We start from the raw sequence: 19,413 nt of genomic DNA, 5'->3' as shown, positions 1-19,413 counted from the left end.
TAAAGTTAAAATTTCTTAAGCCAACTAATCTCCCCGTACCGCTATCCAGACTAGTTCTTGTAACCAGCTATGACGCTGTTAAGTAAACTCCTAGCATTATTTCCCGGTCTAGTAATTACTTTAGCCCTTAGTTGTGTCATTTTCTGGGCAATGACTAGGGCTTGGTGGTGGCTACTATTATTATTATTAATTATTTATGGGCTGCCCCTGCTAACCTATCGGATTCATCAGCTCTTCTATCCTCTCCAACCCGGACTGAGTTATTTAGTGGGAAAAAATTACATTCCTTGGTGGGGAACCTATCAAATTCAATTGATTTATAGCACTTTTCCTGCCCTGGAAGGAATATTACACTTTGTCCCAGGCTTGTTTTCCCTGTGGCTCCGATTATGGGGATCCAGCATTGGCAAAAACGTGCTTTGGACCCCCAGCATACAAGTCCTAGACCGGGGTTTACTGCACATTGGCAACCAAGTGATATTTGGTCACCAAGTCAGCCTAGTGGGCCACGCCATTAAACCAAAACGACACAACCTTTTGCTTTACGTTGACCGGATCACAATTGGCAATAATGTTTTTATCAGTGCGGGGGTGGGGCTTGGCCCTGGAGTGGCGATCGCCGATGGCAGCTACATTCCCTTTGGCAAAATGATTTTTCCACGGCAAAAAGTTGGACTAGAAGAATAGATCAGACCAACTTAACGGGGGAAACGGGTCATCAAAGCCTGCACCTGTTCCGCATGGTAGGAACTGCGGGTTAAAGGGGAGGATACCACTTGTAAAAAGCCAATGGATTCACCATAAATTCGCCAAACGTCGAACTGTTCCGGGGTGACAAATTCCTTGACTCCCAAATGTTTTTGGCTAGGTTGTAGATACTGGCCAATAGTCAAAATATCGCAATCCACCCGGCGTAGATCTTCCATCACCTGTCTTACTTCCGCATCTGTTTCCCCCAGCCCCACCATAATGCCGGACTTAGTGTAAACCTTGGGCAGAATCCGTTTCGCCTGGTTGAATAATTCTAGGGATTGATCATAATCCGCCTGGGGCCGCACCCGTTTATAAAGCCTGGGCACTGTTTCCATATTGTGATTCAAAACCTCTGGGGCAGCTTCCAACAGCGCCGCTAAGGCTTGCCAATTGCCGCACAAATCTGGAATCAAAACCTCAATGGTGGTGCCTGGAGAAATTTTGCGGATAGCCTCTATGCAACTAACAAACTGGGAGGCTCCTCCATCGGGTAAATCATCCCGGTTGACTGCGGTAATCACCACATGCTTAAGATTGAGCCTTTTCACGGCGATCGCCAATCTTTCCGGCTCTGTGGAGTCTAAGGGTTGAGGCTTTTTCTCAAAATCAATATCACAATAGGGGCAAGCCCTGGTGCAAGCAGGACCCATAATCAAAAAAGTAGCCGTCCCGGCCTGAAAACACTCGCCAATATTGGGACAGGAAGCTTCTTCACAGACGGTATTTAATTGTAAATCTCGCAGAATATCCTTAACACTGCCCACCCTCTGCCATTGGGGCGCTTTGACTCGGAGCCAATCCGGTTTGACGGTCACGTCCAATCTCTCCTGCTATAGGAGATCCGATTGTATCAAAAATTCTTAACTCCCTTTCTCTCCATCTAGGGGAGAAGGGCGATTTCCATTCCACCAACTGGGGAAAATGAGTAAATTTGGGTTGATAGCTGAGAACTCTGTTTGATTACTCCATCCATGGCCAGGGTTAAAAAACATCAAACTGCCTGGGTTTACCGGGAAATTTAGCCCCCAAGGTAAAGTGGGGAAACCAACCCTGGAAGTTAGAATGGTTGATGGAAAAGGTTTTCCCTCATACTGCCATGACCCAAGCCAATGCTGATCCCTGTTTTGAAACCGGACATATTTGCCCCATTCAGCATGTGGTGGATTTACTTGATAATAAGTGGTCTATTTTGGTGTTGCGGGAACTGTTCAAGGGACAACGACGCACGGGGCAGTTGTTAGATGCCTTGCCCGGTTGTAGCACTAAAACGTTAACCCTAAGGCTTAGGCAACTAGAAACCCACGGCATTATCAATCGGGATGTGTACCCAGAAATTCCCCCTAGGGTGGAGTATTCCCTCACGGCCAGGGGTAGGGAAATTCAGCCAGTGCTGATTGCCATGCACAAACTAGGTTCCGACTGGTTAGAGCAAGAATCCTGTGAATGCAGTCTTCTGACCGGCGAAGGACCAAACTAATCTGCCCTCAACGATTTTTGCCCTGGGGTCGGTCCCCCACTAGGATCAAAACCTTTGATTCTGATTGGCTTTGCTCTAGTGATAGCCCAAGCAAATGCCAGACTGGCGATCGCCGTTGCCGGAAACTCAACAGCGGCTAGGATAGTAAAAAGCCCATTTGCTTAATCTTGTTTAGAGTGGATTGCCATGAATCTAGTCAGCCTCGAAAGTTTTTTAGACAATACTGCCTTCCTTGTGCTTTTGCTGACCATGTTTGCCTACTGGGTAGCGGTGGTATTTCCCAAACCATGGTTAGTGCAGGGGGCCAGTGGGGCCATGGCGATCGCCAATTTGACTATTACAGCCCTGTTGGGAGCTCGGTGGCTAGAAGCGGGTTATTTTCCCATCAGTAATCTTTACGAATCCTTGTTTTTCCTGGCGTGGGGCATCACGGCGGTGCATTTCATTGCCGAGCGCATGAGCCAAAGTCGTTTTGTTGGGGCAGTCACCAGCCCGATCGCCTTGGGAATTGTGGCCTTTGCTGCCCTGACTTTGCCGGTCGATATGCAACAATCTGCCCCCCTTGTGCCGGCGTTGAAGTCCAATTGGTTGATGATGCACGTCAGTGTGATGATGGTCAGTTATGCCACCCTCATGGTGGGTTCCCTATTGGCGATCGCCTTTTTGTTTGTTACCAGGGGCCAGGCGGTGGAACTCCGGGGTAGTTCCGTGGGCACTGGGGGATTTCGGCAAGGATTGGTGAAAGGTAATAATCTCAATCCGGTGGGGAATCTAAATCCTGCCCTAGAAGGAGTAAGTGGTAACTCGGGCAATGTGGCCGTGTTGGAAAAAACTACCTCTACCCCTGCCATCACCCTTTCTCCCCAACGGCTTACCCTGGCGGACACCTTGGACAATATTAGTTATCGCATTATTGGCCTGGGCTTTCCCCTGCTCACCATTGGCATTATTGCCGGGGCCGTCTGGGCCAACGAAGCTTGGGGTTCCTACTGGAGTTGGGATCCCAAGGAAACCTGGGCCCTAATCACCTGGCTAGTATTTGCCGCCTATCTCCATGCCCGCATTACCAAAGGTTGGCAAGGCCGCAAGCCCGCTATTTTGGCCGCCAGCGGTTTTACGGTGGTTTGGATTTGTTACCTAGGGGTCAACTTGTTGGGTAAAGGTCTCCATTCCTATGGTTGGTTTTTATAGTTTTTCACAACCTAAGACTTCCTTCCAAAAATCCATAGGGCGGTGGAAGCTTAGCTATTTTTACCATTTTGTTTTGCCACTCAAATATTTACTTAAGGTGAGGTAAAAACTCATCTTTTTTTTACTAAAAATTGCGGCTAGAAATGTAATTTCGGCAATCCCCCCACCTTCTTTCCTGAAAACCGAATCTAACCTGGAAGGGGAAATTTTAAGATAGAACCATTCAAGGGTAATCAATTCCTTCCACACATCAGGAGTTAACATTATGTCTCTCATTCTTTACAATCCCCTGCGGGAAATGGATAATTTCCAGCAGCAGATGAACCAACTGTTTGAAGAAGTTTTTGTCCCTACGGACCGCCACGGCGATCGCCAAGGGTTTAATCCTAAAGCAGAACTAACTGAAACTGAAGAAGCCTATGTGCTCAAACTAGAATTACCTGGCATGGACCCCGATAATTTGGACATCCAAGCCGCCAGGGATGCGGTGACCGTCAGCGGCGATCGCCAGGATACCCATAGCACCGAAAAAGATGGGGTGCGGCGCACAGAGTTCCGCTATGGCAGTTTCCGCCGGGTTATTCCTGTACCTGGAGCAATCCAAAACACAGAAGTTAAAGCTAATTACGATGCCGGTATCCTAACTTTGACTTTGCCCAAAGTAGAGGAAGCCAAAAATAAAGTGGTGAAAGTTCAGCTTTCCTAATAAATGATCAATATTTGATCAGATCTTTGCTCCTGACCCTAGATGATCAAAATCGCTTTTCCAATGGATGAAAAGCCCTGGTTTGACCAGGTTCCAGCCAATCGATAATTAATTTTTGCCGAGCTCCCGTTGTTAATCAATGGGGGCTTTGCTTTAGCCAAAAGCTTCTACTTTCTGTAAAAATTCCTGGGTTAATTTAATAAAAGCTTTTGAACCCGCCGTATTGGGCATGGAGGTAACCACCGGCATAAAGCTATCCACTGCCTTAGCCACATTGACATCCATGGGAATGGACTGCTGAAAAAGTTGTCCCGGGGTGAAATCCGTTTGTACCCGCCGCATTACCTGGTTATAGTAGCGACTCATCAAACCGCCGCCGGACAGAATAAACACCACTCCGATCAGATTGATATTCAGGGGATCATCGGAGGCCTTATGGCTTTCCTTCAGTTTCTCAATTCTTCTTTCCAGTAACTGCATCCCCACCACCGATAGGGGTTCAGGACGAGCCGGCAACAGATAAAAGTCGCTGGCCGCAATGCCACTGCGGGTCAACAGATTATAACCAGGGGCACAGTCGAGGATGACAAAATCATATTCCTCCAGCACTGGCGCCAGCATTTCCTTAATTAACGTACCCTCAAATTTATTCCACACCGTCTCAAAGTTAGGATTTTCCGTGGCGATCGCCGCTTGGTGGAGTTTTTCCGACACCAGATACTCGTCATAAAGTTCAATATCCCCCGGAATCAGTTCTAAACCCTCAATTTGGCAAATTTCTGGGCAAATAATATCAAAAATATCCAATTTACTGTAGGGATTCGGCTGGATGGCATTGGCCAACAGATAGCTCAAGGTTTTGCCCTTTTTGCGAATTGCAGCAAAATCATGGGGAGCCATTAAGCTCAAAGTGGCACTAATTTGGGAATCCAAGTCCAGCACCAAAACCCGTTTTTGAAAATATTTAGCCAGACAGGTGGCCAAGTTAACAGTCAGAGTGGTTTTACCGACTCCGCCCTTCATATTGACGGTGCTAATGATTTTGGCCATGGAAATGAGGTTATTTTAAAGACTGCAAGCAATGTTAAGGCCCCAGGGAACAGGCAAAAGTAACCCTTCTAGCAGATCGTTGGCATCCAGCCCAAGTTCCATCTCCCTCGCACTCGTGGAAAACGGAACTCTGAAGCAGTCCAGCCGAATGATCAGTAAATCTTACATGAATGTTAAGAAATTCGTATTTTGTTGACCATTCCTTGACATGATCTTGAAAAACCGTAAAAATGGATACAGAAAGTAAATCGTTCATCTTCTCTTTTTGAAGAAGACGGAAGTAGGGATATATTCCTGAAGGAACGCGCCTCCTCTACCTTCAATAACAATTAGGAGCGCACTATGCAATTAAGTTACCGTGGAGTCAAGTACGACTACAATCCCCCCAAAGTGGAAACCGAAGTTTTGGGGCTAGCGGGCAGCTACCGTGGTTTGGACTATCGTTTCCGCCGCACCACCACCAAGAACGTCATTCAGCCCAACGTCAATCTAACTTATCGGGGAGTTTCCTTTAACCCCGCCCAGGATCTACAGCCCGAACTGTACACTGCCAACAAAAAGGTGGAAGTCGCTGCGGCTCCCAGCCAAATTTCCTTCCAGGACCGGGTCCGGGCCCGCCTGCACAGCAAAACCCAGGCAATTAAAAAACGCCAACAATCCCTGTTAGTGCGTTTGGCTGAAGAAATTGGTTTAAGTGGTGACCAAGCTGTCAACAGCGCTGTCCGCATCCAAGGCAAAGTTTTGGCTAATTTTCGTTCTGACTATGCCAGTCAAGGCGTGGCCATGAGCTAATCTAGTTTGACTTTAAGGGCATAAATTAGTTAATCTTACCTACTAACTAGTCGCCTCAATTATTTATTTCCCCCTTGAGCACCATGCCTAGGGGGAATTATTTTGCCCATTTACTCATTCATATTGCGGTAGGTAGCCACGGCAGAGGGAGAAATACTATTCAGATAACGGAAGATCCAATATTTAAAGACCGTATCTAAAATTACCGGGAAAGTTGCGATAAAAAGAAAGTTAAAATCTTGATTTTCCGGCAAACCAAAATGACGGGCGATACTAGCCAAAATTACTTCCCAACCGTGGGGAGAGTGAAAACCAACAAACATATCGGTAAAGAGAATAATCAAGAATGCCTTAGCCGAGTCACTCAAGCCATAGACAATTTCGTCAATAAATTCTTTTAAAACTTCAATTTCCCGTTGACTATTGACCAAAACAAGTGAAAAGGCCACCAGGGAAAAAATATCAGCAAAAATATTGGCGATCGCATTGGTGCTAACCCGACGGTAACTTTCGGAAATTTCTTTGGCTTTCTCCGCCAGTTTTTCTTCCTTAGCTTCGGGGGAAAGTTTTTCGCCAAAACCTAACAATTCTCGAAAACGCAGAGATTCTTCAAAATGACTCAATTCCTCATAGGCTTCTGTCTCCATACTCTGGTTAATAAAAACAACCTCACTATTACGCTCAAAAAATGATTCCACCGAAGGCAAAAGAAAAAATGTTTTAGTCAATTGATGGGCCAGCAGGGGCACAATAATTAAGGTTAAAACAAACTTAATTGAGAGGGCAGTTTTATAGCGAGAATTGCGATATTGTTTGAGCACCTTTTGCTCAGTGTCACTGGACTGGGGGTCCATTTCCCGCTTCAGACGGTCGATGGTACGCAAGAAGGAACGGGGCAAAACGCCAGATTTTTGGGTGGCAGTATCTACTTTTTGTTGGGTATCTTCCCGCCGAATATATTGAAAACCGTCCCGGCGCTTTTTGTTGATTTGCCGTTGTTTATTAGCAGTTATGGCGGGTAAATCCAGAACGCCCCCATTGGCAATTTGCTTGGGGGGACTAACCTGGGGCAGTTCACCGTCATAGCGTTGCAATATGTCATCAATGAATTGCAATTGATTGAGAACATATTCCGTTTGTGGATCCTGTTTAACTGCTGGATCTAGGCTCAGAATTTTGACGAATTCTTGGTCGCTGTTGAGGTGGTAAATTTCCTGCTCTATTTTCCTCAGATGCCGCTGAATTTGGTTGGCAAAATAGGTGACAGTGTCGGCACTATAATCACAATTTTCTGGCCCTATTTTTTTGCCTTGGAAGTATTGATCTTCAATTTCTTTTATTTTTAGGGCAGACCGGAAGGCTTGCTCCAAGGATTTTTGTGAAGATCTGCCAAACCACTGGGTTGCCCCTTGCCACCAATTTGTTAAATCCATTGACTGATGATTGGGTAAAAAAACAGCTAAGATATTGTTTGATAAGGTTGTCTGATAAAGTTTTAGTTTTCTTTCAAGCTACCCAAACTACGGTGGCCCAGGGTTCGATCCGTAAGGTTTTGGGATTGAGCAATACAGGAAATCTTAGCAGAACCAACGGGAACTATCAGGGGTAAAAGATTTGGCAGAAATAATCTGGCTAGAAGGGCGATCGCTCAGTGGCAAAACCCATCGATTAACCCAGTTATATGGCCAGTGGTGGCGAAGTTTGAAATCTGACCGGGTTTTGGATCAACCAACATTAGCTTTGGTATTGGCGGCCAATGGCCAAACCCGATGGCGCTTAAGCCGCAGTTTAGAGCGGGCGATCGGCGGCGATGCACCGGTAATGGGCAAAACCCCCCTGGGACTGATGAGGGAGGACGTGCATTTATTTTGGCCCCTATTGCTAGAGGCAGGGATCAGCAAGCAACTTTTCCCCACCCAGTTACGACCGGAAACGGAACAATGGTTGGCGATGGAGCAATGGCAAAACCAATACCCAGGCCGGGATAGTTCCTTAAATGCAGCCCAGAGGTCCAGGTTAGTTCGTAACCTATTGGATTTGGGTCAGTTGGCGGGGGCAGCGGGTTGGACCGATCGCCAGGTGCTGGAACGATTAACGGCAGGGGAAATCCGGGTAACCCCAGGGGAGATTAGTGCAGAAGAGGCGATTGCCTTTTGGCAACATTGGCGGCAATGGTGTTTGGCCAGGGGATTTTTAACCTATGGGCTGATTTTTCATTGTTATGGTCAATATTTACTGAAAAAGCCCCAATATCAACAATATTTATGCCAACGCTACGACGCAATTTTTGCCGATGACGTGGACGACTATCCGGCGATCGCCGTGGATTTGTTTAATCAGTTGCAGTCCCATTGTTCCTGGGCTGTATTTAGCTTTAATCCCGACGGTCAGGTGCGCTTGGGGTTGAATGCCGATCCCAATGCGTTGGCGATATTAGCCCAAGGAGCCAAGGTGGAACGGTTGGAACGACCAACGGGCATGGCCCCCCAGTTATCGACCCAGGTGTTGAACCTGCTCAAAGACCCCCGATCGCCAGACATACTGCCTCCCCAAGTGCAGGCCTTACAAACTTTTTCCCGGGCCCAACTACTACGGCAAACGGCCGATCAGATCATTGCGGCGGTTCACCAAGGAGAAATCAAGCCCCAGGACATTGCCATCATCGCCCCTGGTCTGGACGAAATTGCCCGCTATAGTTTTTTAGAAATTTTTAACAAAGCCGGCATCGACATTATCGCCCTCAATGAGCAACGACCCCTCAGCAGTGCCCCCTTAATTCGCAGTTTATTAACTCTGTTAGCCCTGGTGTATGACCTGGGGGAATGGGCCCGCCGGGAACAGGTGGCGGAAATGTTGGTGATGCTGAGTGAGAGACGCTCTGGAGGTCAAATCAAGCTGGCGATCGATCCTGTGCGGGCAGGGCTACTGGCAGACACTTGCTATGCCATTAATCCCCAAGCCCCGGCCCTGATGCCCATAGAGCAATATCCCCGCTGGGATCGTTTTGGTTACCAAGCCAGTCAAGCCTATGGCGCTCTACGGGATTGGTTAAGCAAGCAAAAACAAGCCCTGGCCCAGGAGACTTTATCGCCGGTCACAATGCTGGACAGAGCCATTCGTGAACAACTGCCCCCGGAACATCAACTCGCCTACGGGGAATTGGCTTCTCTGCGGGAATTGATGGAAACTCTCCAGCACTTTTGGCGGGTACAGGGCAAACTCCAGAGCAATGCTGGCCATGGCGGAGAAAGTCTGCCCCAGATCCGGGAAAAGCTGGCCCTATTTTTGCAACTACTTGGTCAAGGCACGGTTACCGCCCAACCCCGACCAGACATTCCCGACTGGTTACCCCCACCGCCGGCCATTACCCTGGCGACTATTTACCAATACCGTTCACTCCGTAGCCAACACCGCTGGCACTTTTGGCTTGATGCTGGCGATCGCCTCTGGGAAATGGGGGGAGCATCCCAATTGTTTGGATCGCCTCTATTGCTGCGCCATCGAGAGCCCAAACCCTGGACAGAACCGGAACAATTGCAATGGGACCAGGAACGCTTTGAGCGCATTGTGCGGGATTTATTGGCCAGGGTGACGGAAAAATTAGTACTCTGTCACAGTGAAATTAGTGTGCGGGGCACAGAGCAAGTGGGCAGACTGTTAAATATTATTCAACGGGCGGAAAATTTATCTGTTTAGATTTTGTCCCGGACATTACCAATGGCAATGGTACGGGAATGTGTTTGACAACTTTTAAAATTTAAACCATTACCCGTTACCCGTTGAAAAGTTATCGGTTCTAGATCGTGTTTAGAAAGTTTTATTCTGCCCCCTAAATTTCTTCACTAAAGCTCCGGTAATACTGGGGGATTTCACTCAGTTTTCCCCCAAATTTTTTTTGGGGGGTCAGGGGGGTTTTCAAACAGATTCTTAAGCCTAGTCAAAGTCAAAACAATAATGGATTTTAATGGGCTGGGGCAGGATAAATTTTGACTACCAAAGGGGAGGTAATAATGGTGGTAATGATGGCCATAATCACAAACATAGTGAAAATCACCGGGGAAATTACACCTAGTTTGAGACCCACATTGAGAATAATTAATTCCGTCAAGCCCCTCGTGTTCATCAGCCAGCCCAAGGCCTTGGCCTCTTGCTTTTCCACCCCTAATGCCCTGGTGGTCACATAAACCCCGCAATATTTACCGGCGATCGCCGCTGCCACCACTAAAGCACACACCGCCCAGAGATAAGGCTTATTGAGTAAACCAAGGTCTGTACTTAATCCACTATAGGCAAAGAAAATAGGCAAAAGAAATGTGGAAACAAAATCCTCGGTTTTAGTGGCTAATTCCGTGCTTAGATTTGTATTTTTTGGTAAAATTGCCCCTAAAATAAATCCACCAAAAATTACGTCAATACCAATCCATTCCGTCAGCATAGCGGAAAGAATTACCATGATATAAATAAAAGTTAATAGACCCTGGCTGAGATAATTTTTTTGACCATAATTGCGGAGAATATACTTAAAAAATTTTCTCCCTAGAGTGACCATGAAGACAGTGTAGACAATAATACCCAAGAGGGTAGGAAATGCACCGAAAATGTTATCCGTACGGGTCACCGCAATGGCGATCGCCAACAGACACCAAGCACTAATGTCATCCACCGAAGCACAGGTCAGCCCCAAAGTCCCCAGGGGAGTTTTATCCAAACCAGTGTCCTTTAAAATACGAGCCAGTACTGGAAAGGCCGTAATCGACATGGCCGCGCCAATGAAAAGGGCAAAGGGAATAAAGCTGGTTTTATTGGGTTGATTGAGGGAATAGAGGACAAAAAAAGACAGCACTATACCCAGTACAAATGGAAAGAAAATACTAACATTAGAAGTTAGAATAGCAACCTTTAATTTTTGCCGTAGATATTGGGGGTTAAGCTCCAAACCCACCAAAAACATATAAAAAATTAAGCCAATTTCCGAGAGTAAATACAGAAATGGCTGGGTAGTGGCAGGGAAAAAACTTTTTTCTAGGGCCGGGGACAATAGACCGAGGAGAGAAGGGCCCAGCATAATTCCTGCAATAATTTCTCCGATCACAGGGGGCTGTTGAAAACGGGCAAACAGCAATCCAATCAGGCGAGCTAAGCCAATAATTACAATGATATTGGCAAGAATTAGCAGTAAAGTATTGGTGTCCATCGTTGTGATGCCCCATCTAGGTTTTGATTTCCCAAAATTTGCTTGGAAAACACAATATCCCGCCAAAAGGACAATATACCAGATACGAAAGTGGATGTTGACCTACTTCCCTGGTTGATCAGATCCAGTCTGCATAGGGAAAGGAGCAGTTCCCTTTTACGTCAGTTACTACAGGTCATAGTAATTATCCCTAATTTCGTGTAGCCTAGGATTTTAATCACAGAAAAACTGGAACTCTAGCCAGGTCAAAAGATTAAAATTAGTTTAGTGATTTTCTGATTATTCCTGGCCCTAGACCGCGGCCATTTCCCGCAAGTTGGTCTTGACTTTCAGTAATAAATCCTGGGGTAAAAAAGGCTTGGATAAGTTATCATTCACCCCAGACATTTTGGCCCTGATATTATGAACCAAATTGTCATTTTCCACCATTAATACAATCGGCACTTGCTTAAGCTGGGGAGATTTGCGACAGAGGGAAGCCAATTGGTAGCCATCCATTTTCTCCATGTCAGCATTAATCAAAATTAAATCAGGATTTTGACCTTGGAGGGAAGCCAAAGCCTTAAATGGGTCGGTGATGGTATTAACTCGATAACCGCTTTTTTCCAATGTATATTCGACAATGTGCTGATGGACTTGATTTTCGTCCACAGTAACCACTAAGGGGCGGTTATCAATGGCAATTTCTTGGTAGGGAAGCATGGTGATATCCCCTGCTTTGATTAGGTTCCGCATGGCGATCGCCAACTGGAGAGTGCTCAGTTTAGTGGCACTGGCAATGTCATAAAGACAGTGTAAATTTTCTAAATTTTGTTGAAAAACTTTCCAAAATTCTTCCGTGGTTTGAAAATTAGCTTTCGTTAGAACTCCCCGTAATTTCCGCATATCCTGCACTAAAGGCCGTTGAAAAGGAGAATTGATTTCCGAGCGCAACTCCCACCAATAGTCGACTTTCTTCTCGATGGGACCCACAGCCTGCTCTAAATTTAGGTTTAAGAAAAGATGTCTGAGCTTGTTATTAGGCTCCAATTTATATTCAGTTTTGGGTAGGGAAAGGGCTTGAACCAAAGCTTCCTGGGTAAACTGAGTCAACACTGACCGAGTTTGCTGAAAAGAAAAATATTTTCTCTTCCATAAATCACAGATATAGTTGTAGTCACTTTCCAATCCAGTCGGTAGTTGGAGATGACTATGCTGGAACAATTTACCCAACATATAATTTAGGCGCTTACCATTGCCCACCGCACTATTAGCAAAATGAATCTTGCCGTTACCCAGGTAAATTTGCCAATCAACAAATTCATCAAAGGGATTACGGATCACCAGTTGACCAGTGAATTTATCCGCTGTTAACTGTTCTAACAACTCCCGAGGAATTGCTCGTTTAGCCCCATTATCTTGGAATTTTTGGAGCCCAGGACTCTGTAATTTATCGGCCATGGCACGATCCTCAAAAAAAGGCAAGATCAAAGCAGTCATAGTAATTTTAAGTTATAAACTAATATTGATATGGCTAGATATGAACAAAGGAGTCGATGGCCGCAATTTTGCCAGCCTAAAGCCTAATAGGAGGCGATCGCCCGGCTCAAAGTTTTAGCAGAACAACAATGGTGGAGATAGTGGGTCATCTTGTCTTCACTTAAGGGACAACTGAAGAAAAAACCCTGGAGTACATCACACCGTAAAGATTGCAGTAAATGGAGTTGGCCTTCCGTTTCTACGCCCTCCGCCACCACCACCAACTGTAAACGCTGACCGAGGTTGATAATGCTTTCGATAATAACTTCCGCCTTTTGGTGCGTCTCCAGATCCTCTAAAAAAGATTTGTCAATTTTTAGCGTGTGGACAGGAAGTTCCTTCAGCACGGACAGGGAAGAGTAACCAGTGCCAAAATCGTCGATCGCCAAATGCACTCCCAGTCGTTGGAGATCCCGGAGCACCCCAATAGTGTGCTGCAAATCTCGAAAAATTAATCCTTCGGTCATCTCCAACTGCAGTTGGGCTGCGGGCATGTTCGTTTCCTCCAGAATGCACCGGACTGTCTCGGCAAAGTCAGCTTTTTGCAACTGTTGCAAGGACAAATTCACGCCCAACAAAAAGGCCGGTACCCCCTGGGCTTGCCAAATTTTATATTGACGACAAGCCGTGTCCAACACCCACTCCCCAATGGCTGTCACCAGTCCCGTTTCCTCAGCTATGGGAATGAATTCTGCGGGAGGCACATTGCCCAACTTGGGATCTTGCCAACGGACTAGGGCCTCTACCCCCACCAAATTAATTCCCTGCCCATCCCATTGGGGTTGAAAATCAAGCCTGAATCCACCCTCAGTAACCGCTTTAGTTAGGGCCCACTTAATATATTGCTTACGATCCGAAGAACTATTGCTCTCCTCTGGGACGACGGGAGGGGCAGTCCCATGCTGAGAAAAACCATTCTCAGATAGGGACCGGGGAAAGCGTGGAAATATAAACATAGATCTTCCAGGATTCGATAGGGATGACTCCGGGGGAGGAGAAAACCTTAAGATTTTCTTAAGACTTTACACCAAGATTCTTAAGAGATTATTAAGTCACTGTTAAGAATTGTAACAAATTCAAGGGCGCGGGGCAATGGATTGATAATCAGCGCTGACGGGGAGATACATCATTGCGACTTATACTCGTTTGTCAATTTTGATTAACTTAAGTTGAGGCTAACTAACTAACCCTTAACTATCCGTAACATTTGACACCATTGGTCCACAATTTGGAGATATACATGCACAAATCGTTTTTGTGTTTGCGTTATCCGCAATTCTGTATTGAACTACGGACAATATCTCCAGTAAGGGGCAGTGGCCAATGAAATGAGTCGGTTTCATTGGTTGAAATAATGATTTACCGAATTTAAATTGGTTTTATCCTATCCATTGTCGGTGGTCATGGTCAGTATCGGATGACACACTGAAAAGTGAAATAGTCAGGGCAAGGCCATATATTCTCTCCATGGCACTGATAAGAATTAGGCTTGGTAAAGACGCAAAATGCCTTACTAGTAAGATTTATAGCCGCTAGAATTAGTCCAAACTTTGCCTAACTTAAAGGAACTTAATAAAACACTTTACCTAGCTTTATACGCCTGAATCCACCCAAGATTGATTTTAGGTATCTGGTTTTTTTCCATCACTTCTCATCAATGCTTTTCAGTTTCCAGGGCAATAGTCTTAACTTCTGGGGTGATGAGTTCGGGAGGTAAGGGGGCAGTTAATTTTATGGCCTGTTGGGTATGGAGATGGAGAAAACCCAATTGGTAACTATGGAGGGTGTAGCCGCCATCACTGGGCCGGGCAGTTCGGCAATTGATGGGGACTCCACCGGGGCCGTAGAGGCGATCGCCAAGTAAGGGATAGCCTAAACTAGCCAAATGGATGCGAATTTGGTGGGGGCGACCAGTGCGAATTTCCACTTCTAGCCAGGTTTTTTCCGGGGAGCGGGCTAAAATGCGACCGTAACTTTGGGCTGGTTTGCCGTGGGAGCTAGCGGCGTAGATATATCCCAGTTGGGGGTAGGGAATTTTCCCGATCGCCTGGTGGCATTCAAATTTTTCTGGCAAATCACAGGGGCCAATCACGGTGCGGTAAATTTTGCGGCAAATATGCTCCCGAAATTGACGGCTGAGTTCCCGTCGACCCAGGGTAGAACGACCAAGCAATAAAAGTCCCGAAGTGCCAGTGCCCAAACGGTGGAGGGGAAACAAGGACTCCTGGGGATATTGGATTTTTAGTTGTTCCAAAACGGTGTGGTAGACAAAATCTCCCCCCGGTAATACCGGCAATCCTGAGGGTTTATCAATGGCCCAGAGGTCTTCGTCTCGATGCAAAACTGATAATTGCAAAGGTACTTCCGGCTCCACCCAGGGCGATCGCCAATAGGTGAGGGTCTGCCCCGCTTGCAAAGGATAGGTGGGGTCAACGGTCTTGCCATCCACTTCAATCTGCCCCTGCTCAATCCGTTCCTGCCAAGCTTGGCGCTCGGAGTGGAGATAGCGTTGGGAGTAGAAGTCCAGCACTGTCTGGCCAGCGGCTTTAGGGTTGACTCGGTCAGTGTAAATCCAGCCTTGATTGGGCTTGGGGGTTGTTGATGGCAATATTTTTCAGCTCCTTGCAACGATTTAGTCAGAATCTAGTTTTAATTGATTTTTGTCTATCAAAACTTGTCTAGCCATTTATTTTACTCTGGCTGAGTTCACTCAGCGTTACGCAGAAAATCCAGCCATAAATTGGCGGTCAATATAGTCCTTAAGTCGCCACCAACAGTGGCCGTAACTAGCCCAGGGCCCCCAAAGGGCGATCGCCCTACCATCCCTCGTACCCAATAAACTCAAATATTTAGATTGAGGAACAAAAGTTTTAAGTGTCTGGTGGGAAAGATAGTGCTGTAGATTTTCAAACAATGGCTTGCCTTGGCGCACAGCAAACACCCCCGCCTTAGGCCGTGGATGATCGATCATATTGGCCACATCCCCCGCCGCGAAAATATGCCCATGGGAATAGCTTTGCAACGTTGGTTTAACTGACACAAAGCCCCGGCTATCTAGGCTTAAACCGGATTGGGCTAACCACGGGGCTGGGCTAGCTTGGGTAACTAAAAATACAGCATTGACTGACTGCCAATGGTCATTACTCCAAAGTTTGTAACAGGTTAATGGATTGTCATCGGGGGAAAACTCAGGCTCAATGCTGGTGACAGGGTGATTTAGTAACACGGCAATGTTTTGCTTTACCAACAATCTCTCAATCAGTTTTCTGCCCTGGACACTATGGTGTGGTAAAAGGATCGCGCCCCGTTGCCAAATTTGCATATCTAACCCCATGGCGGGGAAAAGCTTTGCCAAACGAGCTTGCAGATTGAAAGCTAACTCTACTCCCCCCGCTCCTCCCCCGGCGATCGCCAAAGTTACTTTTTTCGGTCGATTCTGGTCAATGTTCTCCAATAAAGCCAGCCAAGCAGTTAAAAATTGGGGCACTGGTTTAGCGGGAATGCCATACTCCGCCCCGACAATATCATCTATGAACGGAGTACTACCAATGTCAAGGGAAAGGCAATCAAAGCTTAATTGTCTCCCCTCGGCAGTGGTTAATAAATTCTGCTCCGGGTTAACGGCGATCGCCTTATCTTGCACAAAAATTGCTCCGGCTGAAGCACAGAGGGGAGCTAAATCAATGTGACTTTCGCCGTAGGAGTAAAAACCAGCTAAATACCCCGGCAACATACCGGAATAGGGGGTTTGTCTAACGTCACTGACAAGGGTTAATTCCACATCAGCCAGGGGGTGGCGACACCAATGTTTGAGCACCAAAGCATTGCTATGGCCTCCCCCCACCAGTAATAGTTTTTTGGCCATGGGTTTGCTTATGAGAGTCTGTTTTAAATGCCCCCCTAGCCCCCCAAGTTTGGGGGGAAAGTATTAAAAGTCCCCCAGTATTGGGGGATTTAGGGGGCAAAATACAACTTTGCAAACAAGCTATAAGAGCTTGGGGTTAAATTTCTGCCACCGCACGCTCAATTAAACGGTGGGCCAAGGTTTGAATGCCCGTATGCTCGTAGTAATTGGTGGACATATCAATGAAGGCGGCCAGGTAATCCATTTTGTCCTCCGTCACCTCCATGAAATTCCGCAGTTTCCCCAGCAACTTCTCCCGCGTAAGCTGGCGATCGCCGACAAAACTGGTCATCCAGCCCTGTACAGATCCAAAACTTTCACCGATAAAATCCAGTTGACTGCTGGTGCTATTGCCGGGAATGAGGGGCTTAATTTTCTCAAAGGTCTTATTCTGCTCCAACTCCTTGGGGGTCAACTTTTCCAAAAAGTCCATGGTAGTTAGAACAAAGCTGGGGCCAAAGGGAATAATGCCATCAAAGCTAATCAGGGCCGCCATGCGAATTAAGGACTCACCGCTGTAATCCGTCAGGGAACGCACAAAATCGCCAATGCTATTGCCGGGAATACCGTTAATTTGGCAGAAGGCCACCAGTTCCGCCACCAACTTAATGGACAGGTCAATGGCCTGGGCTTTTTGGGGATTAGGGGTAATTTTGTTTAAAAAACCGAGGAAATTAACACTTTCCCCCACCTTATTAGCCAAGGCCGCCGCCCCCAACGCACTGTCGGTGGAGTCCACAGTTTGGTAAAGCCAAAGGGCATTTTGATAACCCTGGGACTTATCGTTAAACAGCCACACTGCCCGATCGCCAATTTGTTTAACCAGAGCAGGATCCGTTTCCCCAGTCACCTTTTTGATCGTATTTTCAAAACCGACCAAATTTTCCCATTGCCCCGGCACGACAAAATCGAGGGAATTGAGCAACATCACCGTTAACCCGCCCGTAGGCAGGTCATCCACTAACTTAAAGATTGGCTTACTCACGGGAAAAACTCCTATTTAATCGCTTGACTATGGTGGGGCAACTTTACAAACAGTTTTAATTTCTGGCACTCAAATTTTCTAGCCCCTTGAGGTCAAATCGACCCAACCAAGCTTCCCGGTCCTGGGGCGTAAAAGACGGCGATCGGGACAAAACCTTGACCTGATAACGATCGCCCACCAATAGGGCAGTAGCAGTGGAACCCTGTTGCACCACGGGAAAACCGTCAATAGCCTGGGTACTAGCCTTAAATTTATTCGCCGCAGTGGGATTATTTTTGACGTCATTGATGGACATCACCGCCACATCTTGACCATTTTGCTTGAGCTTAATTTCCGCAAAGCCTTGTTTTTCCTGGGCAAAAACCCGCTCATATTCCCCTTCAGCTTGGGGGAAAAAGACGTTAAATTCTCCTCCCTTGGTGGATTCCTTTGTGACCGCATCGGCGCCCCGTTGGGTACTCTCCTGTTGGGCCTGGTCAAATTGGGAAGGGGGTTGACTAGCGCAGGCGGCGGTGCCAAACCAGAGTAGGCCCAGCACCAGGGCCAGGGAAAGGAAACGGGTGAGTCTTTTTCTCATGGTTTAGGGAAGTAAACGTCGACAGCAAAGGGAAAATGATAGACAGGAAGCGAGGTTGGCCGGAGTCGAACCGGCGGCCCAGCGCTTAGGAGGCGCTTGCTCTATCCGTCTGAGCTACAACCTCAGGTCAACGATTTATTCTGCCATATCCCCTAAATCATACCCTGAGCGGTGAAACCGGCCCCCGGTCAATTTCCCTGGTAGGGTACAATTCTTAATTGGCTTAGCTTTGTTTAATTTACAACCCGCCTGTCTTGGACAACGAGGGCCCGACCGGCACCCAGGGGCGTTTAGGATTGAGTGCAGTGGATTTATTTCAAACTTTTCAGACCCATAATCCTGTTATTGGCGTTGTACACCTCCTACCATTGCCAACTTCGGCCCGTTGGGGAGGCAATCTCACCGCCGTCATTGAGCGAGCGGAACAAGAAGCCACGGCCCTTGCCGCTGGGGGGGTGGATGGCATTATTGTGGAAAACTTTTTCGATGCCCCTTTTCCCAAACAAAGGGTAGATCCAGCGGTGGTCAGCGCCATGACCTTAATTGTCGATCGCCTGCAAAATTTGGTGGTGGCCCCGGTGGGCATCAACGTTCTGCGTAACGATGCCCATAGTGCCTTGGCGATCGCCAGTTGCGTGGGGGCAAAATTTATCCGGGTTAATGTGCTCACGGGGGTGATGGCCACGGATCAAGGTTTAATCGAAGGCAACGCCCATGAACTATTGCGCTATCGGCGGGAATTGAGCAGTGATGTGGCCATTTTGGCCGATGTGCTGGTTAAACACGCCCGACCCTTGGGTACGCCTAATTTAACCACCGCTGTTACCGACACCATTGAGCGGGGCTTGGCCGATGGCATTATTCTCTCTGGCTGGGCCACCGGCAGTCCTCCTAATTTGGAAGATCTGGAGTTAGCTACCAACGCCGCCAAGGGCACTCCAGTTTTCATTGGCAGTGGGGCAGACGAGGACAATATTGGTCAGTTAATCCAGGCGGCCAATGGGGTGATTGTGGCCAGTTCCCTCAAACGTCACGGCAATATTAACGAAGCCATTGACCCCATCCGGGTGTCCGCTTTCATTGAAGCCATGGCCGAGGGTTTAAAGTCCAAGCCTAGTAAATCCACCGTGGTGGATGCCCCTGCTGGAACAAAATCAGTGGTTTGTTGATGATTTTGTCGTTTAATTGCAAAATTTTGCTGGATTTGGCCAAAAGAGTTGCCTTTGTGTCAATTTGAGGGGCAAATATGGCAAAAATCTCCTTTTT

General features: G+C 47.1%; 18 protein-coding genes, 1 tRNA gene and 1 riboswitch. Of the genes, 7 read left to right on the top strand and 12 right to left on the bottom strand.

Annotated features, from left to right (window positions below; genetic code table 11):
* The first annotated feature begins 69 nt into the window (after positions 1-69).
* Positions 70-687 (top strand): hypothetical protein, encoded by a 618-nt coding sequence (locus tag SYNPCCP_RS02200; protein ID WP_010871628.1) that lies wholly within the window; start codon positions 70-72, stop codon positions 685-687.
* An 11-nt stretch (positions 688-698) separates the two neighbouring features.
* Here SYNPCCP_RS02200 and lipA read toward each other — a convergent pair whose 3' ends face one another.
* Positions 699-1,568 carry a lipoyl synthase gene (gene lipA / locus SYNPCCP_RS02195; protein ID WP_010871627.1) on the bottom strand — a complete coding sequence of 290 codons (870 nt, stop codon included), beginning with the start codon at positions 1,566-1,568 and terminating at the stop codon, positions 699-701.
* 254 nt (positions 1,569-1,822) lie between these two features.
* Between lipA and SYNPCCP_RS02190 the strand changes: the two genes are divergently transcribed.
* Together SYNPCCP_RS02190 and ccsB are read left to right on the top strand one after the other, a co-directional pair.
* Entirely contained in the window at positions 1,823-2,230 is a 408-nt protein-coding gene (locus SYNPCCP_RS02190) for a winged helix-turn-helix transcriptional regulator (RefSeq protein ID WP_010871626.1), read from the top strand.
* Between the two features lie 186 nt (positions 2,231-2,416).
* Positions 2,417-3,421 (top strand): c-type cytochrome biogenesis protein CcsB, encoded by a 1,005-nt coding sequence (gene ccsB, locus SYNPCCP_RS02185; protein ID WP_010871625.1) that lies wholly within the window; start codon positions 2,417-2,419, stop codon positions 3,419-3,421.
* Positions 3,422-3,481: 60 nt separating this feature from the next.
* Here the strand turns inward: ccsB and SYNPCCP_RS02180 are convergent, their stop codons facing one another.
* Positions 3,482-3,685 carry a hypothetical protein gene (locus SYNPCCP_RS02180; RefSeq protein ID WP_041425770.1) on the bottom strand — a complete coding sequence of 68 codons (204 nt, stop codon included), beginning with the start codon at positions 3,683-3,685 and terminating at the stop codon, positions 3,482-3,484.
* Position 3,686: 1 nt separating this feature from the next.
* Here SYNPCCP_RS02180 and SYNPCCP_RS02175 point away from each other — a divergent pair, with 1 nt between their 5' ends.
* A complete protein-coding gene (locus tag SYNPCCP_RS02175; protein WP_010871624.1) occupies positions 3,687-4,127 on the top strand; it encodes an Hsp20/alpha crystallin family protein in 441 nt (146 codons plus the stop codon).
* Positions 4,128-4,280: 153 nt separating this feature from the next.
* On the opposite strand, the gene SYNPCCP_RS02170 is transcribed toward SYNPCCP_RS02175, so the two are convergent.
* On the bottom strand, positions 4,281-5,177 hold the full coding sequence (locus SYNPCCP_RS02170) for a ParA family protein (RefSeq protein WP_010871623.1): 897 nt from the start codon (positions 5,175-5,177) through the stop codon (positions 4,281-4,283).
* 247 nt (positions 5,178-5,424) lie between these two features.
* Positions 5,425-5,486, top strand: a riboswitch (Glutamine riboswitch).
* Between the two features lie 33 nt (positions 5,487-5,519).
* On the opposite strand from SYNPCCP_RS02170, the gene SYNPCCP_RS02165 reads away from it, so the two are divergent.
* On the top strand, positions 5,520-5,969 hold the full coding sequence (locus tag SYNPCCP_RS02165) for a DUF4278 domain-containing protein (RefSeq protein WP_010871622.1): 450 nt from the start codon (positions 5,520-5,522) through the stop codon (positions 5,967-5,969).
* A 110-nt stretch (positions 5,970-6,079) separates the two neighbouring features.
* Here SYNPCCP_RS02165 and SYNPCCP_RS02160 read toward each other — a convergent pair whose 3' ends face one another.
* On the bottom strand, positions 6,080-7,402 hold the full coding sequence (locus SYNPCCP_RS02160) for a proton extrusion protein PcxA (RefSeq protein ID WP_010871621.1): 1,323 nt from the start codon (positions 7,400-7,402) through the stop codon (positions 6,080-6,082).
* 181 nt (positions 7,403-7,583) lie between these two features.
* Here SYNPCCP_RS02160 and SYNPCCP_RS02155 point away from each other — a divergent pair, with 181 nt between their 5' ends.
* Positions 7,584-9,665: a hypothetical protein gene (locus SYNPCCP_RS02155; RefSeq protein WP_020861439.1), complete on the top strand. Its 2,082-nt coding sequence runs from the start codon at positions 7,584-7,586 to the stop codon at positions 9,663-9,665.
* A 265-nt stretch (positions 9,666-9,930) separates the two neighbouring features.
* On the opposite strand, the gene SYNPCCP_RS02150 is transcribed toward SYNPCCP_RS02155, so the two are convergent.
* The 8 genes from SYNPCCP_RS02150 to SYNPCCP_RS02115 form a co-directional block, all read right to left on the bottom strand.
* Positions 9,931-11,163 (bottom strand): cation:proton antiporter, encoded by a 1,233-nt coding sequence (locus SYNPCCP_RS02150; protein WP_010871619.1) that lies wholly within the window; start codon positions 11,161-11,163, stop codon positions 9,931-9,933.
* Between the two features lie 291 nt (positions 11,164-11,454).
* Positions 11,455-12,642, bottom strand: coding sequence for a response regulator (locus SYNPCCP_RS02145; protein WP_010871618.1), 1,188 nt, complete (start codon positions 12,640-12,642; stop codon positions 11,455-11,457).
* A gap of 83 nt (positions 12,643-12,725) precedes the next feature.
* Positions 12,726-13,637: a bifunctional diguanylate cyclase/phosphodiesterase gene (locus SYNPCCP_RS02140; RefSeq protein ID WP_010871617.1), complete on the bottom strand. Its 912-nt coding sequence runs from the start codon at positions 13,635-13,637 to the stop codon at positions 12,726-12,728.
* Between the two features lie 698 nt (positions 13,638-14,335).
* On the bottom strand, positions 14,336-15,289 hold the full coding sequence (locus SYNPCCP_RS02135) for an RluA family pseudouridine synthase (protein WP_020861436.1): 954 nt from the start codon (positions 15,287-15,289) through the stop codon (positions 14,336-14,338).
* Positions 15,290-15,397: 108 nt separating this feature from the next.
* The gene (locus SYNPCCP_RS02130; RefSeq protein WP_010871615.1) at positions 15,398-16,546 is read right to left on the bottom strand and encodes an FAD-dependent oxidoreductase; all 1,149 of its coding nucleotides are present in this window, start codon (positions 16,544-16,546) and stop codon (positions 15,398-15,400) included.
* Positions 16,547-16,682: 136 nt separating this feature from the next.
* Complete coding sequence (locus SYNPCCP_RS02125; protein WP_010871614.1) at positions 16,683-17,570, bottom strand: hypothetical protein; 888 nt, start codon at positions 17,568-17,570, stop codon at positions 16,683-16,685.
* Between the two features lie 55 nt (positions 17,571-17,625).
* Positions 17,626-18,147 carry a hypothetical protein gene (locus SYNPCCP_RS02120; protein WP_010871613.1) on the bottom strand — a complete coding sequence of 174 codons (522 nt, stop codon included), beginning with the start codon at positions 18,145-18,147 and terminating at the stop codon, positions 17,626-17,628.
* A 50-nt stretch (positions 18,148-18,197) separates the two neighbouring features.
* A tRNA-Arg gene (locus SYNPCCP_RS02115) sits at positions 18,198-18,271 on the bottom strand.
* A gap of 181 nt (positions 18,272-18,452) precedes the next feature.
* Here SYNPCCP_RS02115 and btpA point away from each other — a divergent pair.
* Positions 18,453-19,316, top strand: coding sequence for a photosystem I biogenesis protein BtpA (btpA, locus tag SYNPCCP_RS02110; protein WP_010871612.1), 864 nt, complete (start codon positions 18,453-18,455; stop codon positions 19,314-19,316).
* The last annotated feature ends 97 nt before the right edge of the window (positions 19,317-19,413 follow it).

Source organism: Synechocystis sp. PCC 6803 substr. PCC-P, from assembly GCF_000284455.1.
Classification (GTDB): domain Bacteria; phylum Cyanobacteriota; class Cyanobacteriia; order Cyanobacteriales; family Microcystaceae; genus Synechocystis.
Note: the sequence above shows the minus strand (reverse complement) of the source record. Positions and strands in the feature narration are given on the sequence as shown.